Here is a 9331-nt window from a genome sequence, read left to right as displayed (position 1 = left end):
GGCGGGCACCCTGCACGGGTGCCCGCCCACCGGCATGTCTGGCACGCTGCGGCACGTCGGCGGACCTCCCCCGAGGACACGGCCGCCGTCCGTCGTTCCCCGGACAGGAGGCCGGGGCTGCGTGCGGAGCGGATGGGTGGGTAGGCGGGATCGGTCTACTTGGGCGGCTTCTTGCCGGTGACACCCAGGTACACCAGGGGAGCGAGGTTGGGCTTCAGGTCCTTGACCTTGACGCCCCACGAGGTGAACGCCTTCTGGTGCTCGGCCGCCGAGGCGAGCAGCGAGACCAGCGAGCCGGCGACGGCGGCCGGGTCGAGCGACTTGTCGGCCTGGCCCTTCGTCTGGAGCTCCTTGACGGCCTCCGTGAGGGGCTTGGCGACCGCGTTGAGGACCGTCATGCGGATCTTGAAGAACCGCTTGTCCCCTTCGGCGGCACCGAGCGTGACCACTCGGAGAATGGCGTCGTTCTTGCGCCAGAAGGCGAGGAATCCGTCGACCAGTTCTTCCGAAGTGGTCGTGCCGGACTTCCCTGCCCAGGACTTTCCGGCCACCAGCTCTTTGAGGGTGTCGGAGTCCTTGGCCATTTCCTCGGCGATTTCGAGGACTGCGCCCTCGACATCCGGGAAGTACTGGTAGAAGGTCGCGGGGGAGGTACCCGCCATACGGGCGACGTCGATGACCTTGACGTCCCGATAGGGCGACGTGCTGAGCATCTCGCGGAGGCAGTCGAGCAGCTTCTGCCGCGTCTCCTGTCCGCGTCGCCCGGCGACGCGACCGTCGACGGTGCGAACTTGTCCTGTCATGCCGTCAGCTTACCGTGGCACGATCTTGGCGCGATTCGGTGATGCGACTATTACTCCGCACGGGGGGTTGCTATAGGGGGCGTGAACGACTTCGGACGGATATTCATCGAGCTCCGGAGGCGCCTGTTGAAGCCCCCCCGTGTGCTTATGACCCCACAGCGTGACGGACCCTCCACTGAGGGGTGGTCGAGTGACAGAGCGTGACGACTGGGGCCGGATCCGAGGTGCCCGAAAAAGAGTTGCGGGCATCTCGTGTGCAAGCCGCAGGCGGAGCGGGCGTCAGAATCCGGCCGTTCCGGCGGCACTGACCGGACGGTGAGCCGGAGGGGCCTCTGGGCGGGGGAGGTTGGAGTTGACCGGGGCGGCATTGGAGAATCGGCTGCGGCACCCCGTGGCGGGTGCGGAAGACGGGGAGGTGGCAGCGGAGTGGACCAGCTGACGGCGCACGATCCGAGGCGGATCGGGCCCTTCGAGGTGCTGGGGCGGCTCGGCGCGGGCGGGATGGGCCTGGTCTACCTGGCGCGCTCCGCGTCCGGCCGGCGAGTGGCCATCAAGACCGTCCGGGGGGAGCTGGCCGAGGACGAGCTGTTCCGGGTCCGTTTCGCCCGGGAGATCGCGGCCGCCAAGACGGTGGGCGGGTTCTACACCGCCGCCGTGGTCGACGCCGACGCCGACGCCCGGGTGCCCTGGCTGGCCACCGCGTACGTCCCGGCGCCGTCCCTGGAGGACCTGGTCACCGAGTGCGGGCCGCTGCCCGCGGGGGCGGTGCGCTGGCTGGTGGCGGGCATCGCGGAGGCGCTCCAGTCCATCCACGCGGCCGGGCTGGTCCACCGTGACCTCAAGCCCTCCAACGTGCTGGTGGTCGAGGACGGTCCGCGGGTGATCGACTTCGGCATCGCCGCCGGCGTCTCCAGCACCCGGCTCACCATGACCAACGTCGCGGTCGGCACCCCGGCGTACATGTCGCCGGAGCAGGCCCGGGACAGCCGTGGCGTCACCGGGGCCAGCGACGTCTTCTCGCTCGGGTCGCTGCTGGTCTTCTGCGCCACCGGGCACCCGCCGTACCGGGGCGCCAACCCGGTCGAGACGGTCTTCCAGCTGCTGCGCGACCAGCCTGACCTCTCCGGCCTGCCGGCCGAGCTGGTGGACCTGGTGCGCGCCTGCATGCGGCCCTCCCCGGAGCACCGGCCCTCACCGGCGCAGATCCAGGCCGAGCTGGCCCCGCACCTGTTCTCCCGTGACGACGCCTCGGGCGAGGCGGGGGACTGGCTGCCGGCCAACGCGCTGGAGCTGATCGAACGCAAGCGCGGCCGCCGCCCGGCCCCGGCGCCCGCCCCCGCTCCGGCGCCCGCGCCGGTGCCGCCGCAGCCGGCCCCGCCGCCCCACCAGCACCAGGCGCTGCCGCCCCAGCGCCCCGCGCAGGACGACCCGCGCACCCGGCACCCCGCCGAGCGGTACGCCCCGCCCGCGCCCGGGCCGGTGCACGCGCTGCCCGGGCCGGACACCGAGGCCGCCACCGAGAAGCTCGCCGCCCCCCGCCGCCACCGGGCCCCGGTCGCCGGGGAGAGCGCCGCCGAGGTCCGGCTGCCCGGGGCCTCGGTCCGGATAGGCCCGGGTCCGCGCGCCGAGCAGGCCGGGCCGGGGGCCGCGCCCGCCGAGACGGACTGGGTCCGCCGGGCCACGCCGCCGCCGGTCCAGGCCGCCCGCTGGCGCCCCTGGCGGTTCCGGATGTCCAACGACGTCTGGGGCACCCCGGTGGTCGCCGACGGCACGCTCTTCGTCTCCAGCTTCGAGGTGCACGCCCTGGACGTCGCCTCCGGCCAGCGCCGCTACAAGACCCGGGACGTCGCCTGGGCGCTCGCGGTGGACGCCGGCCGGGTGCACGCCGCCGACGGCCCGCACCTGTACACGGTGGACGTCGCGGACGGCACCGAGCGCTGGCGCAACTCGCTGGACGGCTGGGTCTACTCGCTGGACGCCGCCGACGGCGTGCTCTGCTGCGGCGTCCGGGGCGGCGGGGTGCAGCTGCGCTCGGCGGCCGGCGGCGCCGAGCTGTGGCGCGCCGACGACGCCCAGCAGGACTACGAGAACCCGCAGTCCGGGCCGGCCCTGGTGGGCGGCGCCGCGTACTACTACGGCGGCGGGCGGCTGCGCTGCGTCGATCCGCGCGGTGCGGGCCTGCGCTGGTCCTTCCCGGTGGGCGAGGACGTGCCGTCGCGCCCCGCCGAGCGGGCCGGCGTGCTGTACGTGGCGGCCGGCACCCGGGTGTACGCGCTGGACGCGGCCAGCGGCGCCGAGCGCTGGCGCTTCGAGGCGCCGGTGGTGCTCTTCACCCCGCCGACGCTGGACGCGGACGCGGTCTACGTCGCCGACTACCTCGGCACGGTCTACGCGCTCGACGCGGCGACCGGCCGGGACCGCTGGCGCGCCGCCACCGGCAACCGGCAGGGCGCCGAGCCGGTGGTCGTCGGGGACGGCATGGTGCTGGTCGGCAGCGGGGACGTGCTCTACGCGTTCGAGGCGGCCACCGGCCGGGAGCGCTGGCGCTACACCGCGCGGGGCGAGATCGTCGGCTCGCCGGCGGTCGCCGACGGCCTGGTCCACCTGGGCAGCCGCGACCACTCACTGCACACCCTGGACCTGGTGAGCGGTCAGCTGCGGTGGGAGCTCGGCACCAAGGGCGAGCTGACCGGCTCGCCGGTGGCGGTCGGCGGGCGGGTCTTCGTCGGCAGCAAGGACCGCTGCGTGTACGCGCTGGACGCCTTCTACGGCACGGCGGTGCCCTCGCACTGAGCCGCCGTCCCGAACGCCCCGCAGGCGGGACCCGGAGGGCGGGCCCTACCGCCTGCGGGCCCCCGGGTGCCGGGCGCACCAGCCCTCCCAGGCCGAGGTCACCATCTCCTCGACCCCGTGGCGGGCCGTCCAGCCCAGCTCGCGGTGGATCAGCTCGGCGGAGGCGACCACCCGGGCCGGGTCGCCGGCGCGGCGCGGGGTGACCTCGGCGGTGGTGTCGTAGCCGGTGACCCGGGCGATCACGTCCAGCATCTCCCGGACGCTGACGCCCTCGCCGCGGCCGATGTTGAGGACCAGCGAGGTCTCGCCGGGCGGGTCGGCGGCGAGCCGCCGGGCGGCCGCCACATGGGCCGAGGCGATGTCCCGGACGTCGATGAAGTCGCGGACGCAGGTGCCGTCCGGGGTGGGGTAGTCGGCGCCGAAGATCAGTGGGGCGCGCCCGGCGGTGAGCCGTTCGAAGACCATCGGGATCAGGTTGTAGGCGCCCTCGTCGGAGAGCTCGGGCGAGGCGGCGCCGGCCACGTTGAAGTAGCGCAGCGAGACGGTGGAGATGCCGTGCGCCCGGCCGACCGCGGACACCAGCCACTCGCCGGCCAGTTTGGTCTCGCCGTAGGGGTTCATCGGGGCGCAGGGGGCCGTCTCGGTGACCAGCTCGACATCGGGCATGCCGTAGACGGCGGCGGAGGAGGAGAAGAGGAAGCGCGGAACCCCGGCCTCGGCGACGGCCTCCAGCACGTTCTGCAGGCCGGTGAGGTTCTCCCGGTAGTAGAAGAACGGCCGCTCCACCGACTCGCCGACGCGCTTCTTCGCCGCGAAGTGCAGCACGCCCGCGATGTCCTGGGAGCGCAGGGCGGTGTCCAGCGCGGCGCGGTCCAGGGTGGAGCCCTCGATCAGGGTGACTCCCCGCGGCAACCGGGCGCGGTCGCCGGTGCTGAGGTCGTCCAGTACCGCCACCCGCTCGCCGGCCTCGACCAGCTGGTGCACCACGTGCCTGCCGATGTACCCGGCACCACCGGTGATCAACCAAGTCATGGCGTGAATCCTAGGGCTTGTCCGCCTTGCCCCAGGTCGTGCCCGGTGACGGGCGCGTCGGGGCAATGATTCGGACATATCGGTGAAATGCTGACAAAGATCTCTGTGATCTCGATGGTTCCGCACGGATCTCGACGGCCCCGGTACGGCCGATGGAATCGGAGGCAGCCCAGGTGAACCGAAAGAAGGAACCCACCCGCCCGCTCCCGGCCGGGCCGCGCCCCACCGGCCCCCGGGCGTTCGGCGGGCGACTGACCGGGCCGCTGGCCGTCGCCGCGCTGACCGCGCTGACGGTGGCCGGGTGCAGCAGCGGATCGTCCTCCTCCTCGTCGACCGCCACCACCCCCGGCGCGTCCTCGTCGTCCTCCGCCCAGCCGGCCGGCGGCAACCAGCTCCAGGACGCCTACCAGAAGGTGATCGCCGACGTGCTGCCCTCGGTGGTGCAGATCACCACCGCGACCGGGCTCGGCTCCGGGATCGTCTACGACAACAAGGGCGACATCGTCACCAACGCCCACGTGGTCGGCACCGCCACCACCTTCACCGTCACGCTGGCCAACAGCACCAAGGCCCTGGACGCCACGCTGGTCGCCTCCTACCCGGACTCCGACCTCGCGGTGATCAAGCTGACCAGCCCGCCGAGCGCCCTCAAGCCGGCCGTCTTCGGGGACTCCGCCAAGGTCGAGCTGGGGCAGATCACCCTGGCGATGGGCAGTCCGCTGGGCCTGTCCAGCAGCGTCACCCAGGGCATCGTCTCGGCCACCGGCCGGACCGTCTCGGAGCCCCAGGGCGGTGGTTCGCCGGGCGCCACCATCGGCAACATGGTGCAGACCTCGGCGGCGATCAACCCGGGCAACAGCGGCGGCGCGCTGGTCAACCTGAACAGCCAGGTCATCGGCATCAACACGCTCGCCGCCACCGAGCCGGAGGCCAACGGGGCCGCCGCGCCCGGTATCGGCTTCGCCATCCCGGCGTCCACCATCACGAGCATCGCCGACCAGCTGATCAAGGACGGCAAGGTCACCAACTCCGGCCGGGCCGCGCTGGGGGTCACCGCCCGGACGTACTTCGACCAGAACTTCCGCCCGGCCGGGGCGGTGGTGGTGGCCGTCAGCGCGGGCGGGCCGGCCGCCTCGGCGGGGCTCCAGCCCGGCGACGTGATCACCAAGGTCGGCGACGCCACCGTCGACTCGCTGAACGGGCTCACCAGCGCGCTCGCCTCGCTCACCCCGGGGACCACGACGACCGTCGGCTACACCCGGGACGGCCAGGCCAAGACCGCCGACGTCACCCTCGGCACGCTGGAAACGCCCTAGGGCCGGGCGGGACAAGCCCTGGCCCCCCGGGTCCCCGGCGGCGGCCGCCCGCGCACCGCGCAAGGGTCGGCGGGCGGCCGCCGCACGGGTACGGGCCGGGCTCCGTCACTGCCTCGACGGAGTCCCGGCCCGTTGTCGTGTCCGGCGGGGGGTGCCCGGAGGAACGGTCAGCGGCGGGCGGCGCGGGTGCGCCAGGGGAGCTCGATGGTGACCGTGGTCGGCCCGCCGTCCGGGCTCTCCACCAGGAACACCCCGTCCACCGCCCGGATCCGTTCGGCCAGCCCGGCCAGGCCGCTGCCCGGGTAGGCGGCCGCGCCGCCCTTGCCGTCGTCCCGGACCAGCAGCATCAGCTGGTCGCCGGCCCGCCAGGCGTCCACCGTGGCGGAGCGGGCGCGGGCGTGCTTCGAGATGTTGGTCAGCAGCTCGCTGACGGTGAAGTAGGCGATGCCCTCGACCGCCGAGTCCGGGCGCTCCACCGTGCCGTCGGCGGCGGTCAGCTCGACGTGCACCTTGACCCCGTCCGGCACCGTGCAGCGGGCCGCCACCGCGGAGAGCGCCGCGTCCAGCCCCCGGTCGGTGAGCACCGCCGGGTGGATGCCCCGGGCCAGGTCGCGCAGCTCCTGCAGGGCCAGCTTCACCTCGCCGTGCGCGGCGCCGACCATCCGGGCCGCGGCCGCCACGTCCTCGGGCGTCTCGGTCTCGCTCAGCTTCTCCTTGGCCATGCCGAGGTCCATCGCCAGGGCCACCAGCCGGGCCTGGGCGCCGTCGTGCAGGTCGCGCTCGATCCGGCGCAGGTCGGCGGCGGCGGTGTCGATCACCGTGCCGCGGTCGTCCTCCAGCTCCCGCACCCGCTCGGAGAGCGCGCCCGGGTAGAGCAGGACCTCCACCAGCATCCGGTCGATCGCCGCCTGGAAGCGGACCACCCAGGGCAGCACCGGCCAGCCGACGATCACGCAGATCAGCGTCACCGCGAAGCTCAGCAGGCCCCAGGGCAGCAGCAGCACGTTGTAGAGCGCCGAGCGCCAGCTGAGCGGGTCGGTGAGGTAGGCGATCGCGTAGCCGGTGATCCCCGGCCGGTTCCGGCGCACCGGCTCCGGCTCGCGCACCTCGGAGCCGAGCACCGAGCGGGCCCGGCGGCGGGCGAGGGCGCCCAGGAGTCGGCATCCGGCCAGCCCGGCGGCCAGCAGCGGCAGGCCGATCACGGTGATGGAGAGCGCCAGCCCGACGGAGAGCAGGACGACGGTGAAGACGAACCCGGCGAGGCCGAGCGGCAGATTGAGCATCAGCTGCCCGGCCTGCCGCCACATCCGCGCGCCGTACAGCGGCGCGCGCTCGGGGCCCGCGTCCTGCTCCTTGAGGGCATCCGCGGCGCGGCGGTGCAGTGGCTTCATGTCGGATCTACCGTCCCTTGGGGTCGAGCTGGTGATCCAAGCTTCCCCGGTCGGGGGCGCGCGGGGCCATGGGGGTGATACGTCTTCCCACCCGGGGGTTATCCCCACCCCCGGCCGGGGCGGCCGGCGGGCGCGGTCGTCCACCGAATGTCCATCGGTCGTCTTGCGGATCGGGCGGGATGCGGTGCTCCACGGCCGTGCACTTAGACTCACGCATTGGCGATGGTTATGACCGTGTAAAGAAACGTCGTAGAACTGCCGTGAGGGCGGTTTTCCCAGGCGATGTGGAGGCGAGGGGCATGGAGGGGCAGCCGGCAGCTGCCGTCGCGGCCGACCCGGCCGCCGGCAGCGGCTACTTCGACGCGTACGCCGCGATGGGCCTGCTCGCCGTCGTCGGCGTGCTCTTCGTCGCCGTGGCGTTCACCGCCAACCGGCTGCTGCGGCCGGTGGTGTACTCGCCGGAGAAACTCCTCGCCTACGAGTGCGGCGTGGACCCGGTGGGAGAGGACTGGGCGCACACCCAGATCCGCTACTACGTCTACGCCTTCCTGTACGTGATCTTCGCGGTGGACGCGATCTACCTGTTCCCGTGGGCGACCGTCTTCGCCGCCGCCGGCTACGGCGCCGGGACGCTGATCGAGATGTTCGTCTTCATCGGCTTCCTCGCGGTCGGGCTGCTCTACGCCTGGAAGAAGGGCGTTCTGGAATGGACGTGACCCACAACCACTCGCACGCGCACGGCGCCGAGGGGGCCGGGGGCCCGGTACCGCTCGGTCTGCCGGACCCGTCGCGCCCCGGTGCGGCCGTCGGGCGGAGCAGCCTCGGCCCGCTCGCCCGGCTGGCGCCGGACCCGGTCAAGGTCGTCCTGAACTGGGGCCGCCGCTACAGCCTCTGGTGCTTCAACTTCGGCCTCGCCTGCTGCGCGATCGAGTTCATCGCCGCGTCGATGGCCAAGCACGACTTCATCCGGATGGGTGTGATTCCGTTCGCGCCCGGCCCCCGGCAGGCCGATCTGATGATCGTCTCGGGGACGGTGACCGACAAGATGGCGCCCGCCGTGAAGCGCCTCTACGAGCAGATGCCCGAGCCGAAGTACGTCATCTCCTTCGGCGCCTGCTCCAACTCCGGCGGCCCCTACTGGGACTCCTACTCCGTCACCAAGGGCGTCGACCAGATCATCCCGGTCGACGTCTACGTGCCCGGCTGCCCGCCCCGGCCGGAGGCCCTGCTCCAGGGCATCCTCAAGCTCCAGGAGAAGATCGCCGCCGAGTCGCTGCCCGGCCGGTACGCCGCGCCCGCGAGCGCGCTGCGCCGCCCGCTGGTGGCCGGCCCCGGGCCGTCCGAAGGAGGCGTCTCGTGAGCACCGCCGAGCAGTACGCGGCGTCGGTCGGCGAGTGGGCCACCGGCGCCGAGGCGTACGGGCTGGTCACCGTCGACGTGCCCGCCGAGCACTGGATCGAGGCGCTCACCGCGGCCCGGGACGTCCTGGGCCTGCGGTTCTTCGACTGGCTGAGCGCCGTCGACGAGCTGGCCGAGGGCTTCTCGGTGGTCGCCCACCTGGCCGCCGCGGACGGCCCCGGGGTGCGGCACCTGGCGCTGCGCACCAGGGTGGCGCGGGCGGGGGCCGCCCTGCCGACCGCCGTCGAGGTGTACGCGGGCGCCGGCTGGCACGAGCGCGAGACGCACGAGATGTTCGGCATCGACTTCCCCGGGCACCCCCACCTGGTCACCCTGCTGCTGCCGGACGGCTTCGAGGGGTTCCCGCTGCGCAAGGAGTTCGTGCTCGCGGCCCGGGTCGCCAAGGCCTGGCCGGGCGCCAAGGAGCCGGGCGAGTCCGACCACGGTGACGGACCGGCGCGGCGCAAGATGCAGCCGCCCGGCGTCCCGGACCCGAACGAGTGGGGCCCGCTCAAGGGCACCCTGCCGCCGGTGGCCGAGCGGCCCGCGCGCGGTGCGCGGGCGGCCGGCGCGGCGGCCCGTGCGCCCCGGGCCGGTG

At 73.6% G+C, this 9331-nt stretch carries 8 protein-coding genes; 5 read left to right on the top strand and 3 right to left on the bottom strand.

Features of this window, described 5'->3' with window-relative positions; translation table 11 throughout:
- Positions 1-155 precede the first annotated feature (155 nt).
- A complete protein-coding gene (locus ACFWA9_RS36195; RefSeq protein WP_329488227.1) occupies positions 156-803 on the bottom strand; it encodes a TetR family transcriptional regulator in 648 nt (215 codons plus the stop codon).
- Positions 804-1229: 426 nt separating this feature from the next.
- On the opposite strand from ACFWA9_RS36195, the gene ACFWA9_RS36190 reads away from it, so the two are divergent.
- Positions 1230-3596: a PQQ-binding-like beta-propeller repeat protein gene (locus tag ACFWA9_RS36190; protein ID WP_380393283.1), complete on the top strand. Its 2367-nt coding sequence runs from the start codon at positions 1230-1232 to the stop codon at positions 3594-3596.
- Between the two features lie 45 nt (positions 3597-3641).
- Here the strand turns inward: ACFWA9_RS36190 and galE are convergent, their stop codons facing one another.
- Positions 3642-4628: a UDP-glucose 4-epimerase GalE gene (galE, locus tag ACFWA9_RS36185; RefSeq protein WP_380393281.1), complete on the bottom strand. Its 987-nt coding sequence runs from the start codon at positions 4626-4628 to the stop codon at positions 3642-3644.
- A gap of 173 nt (positions 4629-4801) precedes the next feature.
- On the opposite strand from galE, the gene ACFWA9_RS36180 reads away from it, so the two are divergent.
- Complete coding sequence (locus ACFWA9_RS36180) at positions 4802-5944, top strand: S1C family serine protease (protein WP_380393279.1); 1143 nt, start codon at positions 4802-4804, stop codon at positions 5942-5944.
- 167 nt (positions 5945-6111) lie between these two features.
- On the opposite strand, the gene ACFWA9_RS36175 is transcribed toward ACFWA9_RS36180, so the two are convergent.
- Entirely contained in the window at positions 6112-7335 is a 1224-nt protein-coding gene (locus ACFWA9_RS36175; RefSeq protein WP_380393278.1) for a sensor histidine kinase, read from the bottom strand.
- Between the two features lie 299 nt (positions 7336-7634).
- Here ACFWA9_RS36175 and ACFWA9_RS36170 point away from each other — a divergent pair, with 299 nt between their 5' ends.
- From ACFWA9_RS36170 to ACFWA9_RS36160, 3 genes are all read left to right on the top strand, one after another.
- Positions 7635-8051 (top strand): NADH-quinone oxidoreductase subunit A, encoded by a 417-nt coding sequence (locus ACFWA9_RS36170; RefSeq protein ID WP_329488224.1) that lies wholly within the window; start codon positions 7635-7637, stop codon positions 8049-8051.
- Positions 8042-8695 (top strand): NADH-quinone oxidoreductase subunit B, encoded by a 654-nt coding sequence (locus ACFWA9_RS36165; protein WP_380393276.1) that lies wholly within the window; start codon positions 8042-8044, stop codon positions 8693-8695. Before ACFWA9_RS36170 ends, ACFWA9_RS36165 begins: the two co-directional genes overlap by 10 nt.
- On the top strand, positions 8692-9331 hold a 640-nt coding region (locus ACFWA9_RS36160; protein WP_380393273.1), incomplete at its 3' end, for an NADH-quinone oxidoreductase subunit C. The genes ACFWA9_RS36165 and ACFWA9_RS36160, both read left to right, overlap by 4 nt.

Source organism: Kitasatospora sp. NPDC059973, assembly GCF_042737525.1.
In the GTDB taxonomy this organism is placed as follows: domain Bacteria; phylum Actinomycetota; class Actinomycetes; order Streptomycetales; family Streptomycetaceae; genus Kitasatospora.
Note: the sequence above shows the minus strand (reverse complement) of the source record. Positions and strands in the feature narration are given on the sequence as shown.

Coding starts and splice junctions, on each gene's coding strand:
- ACFWA9_RS36195 (WP_329488227.1), bottom strand. CDS start 803: ATGACAGGACAAGTTCGCACCGTCGACGGTCGCGTCGCCGGGCGACGC.
- galE (WP_380393281.1), bottom strand. CDS start 4,628: ATGACTTGGTTGATCACCGGTGGTGCCGGGTACATCGGCAGGCACGTG.
- ACFWA9_RS36175 (WP_380393278.1), bottom strand. CDS start 7,335: ATGAAGCCACTGCACCGCCGCGCCGCGGATGCCCTCAAGGAGCAGGAC.
- ACFWA9_RS36170 (WP_329488224.1), top strand. CDS start 7,635: ATGGAGGGGCAGCCGGCAGCTGCCGTCGCGGCCGACCCGGCCGCCGGC.
- ACFWA9_RS36165 (WP_380393276.1), top strand. CDS start 8,042: ATGGACGTGACCCACAACCACTCGCACGCGCACGGCGCCGAGGGGGCC.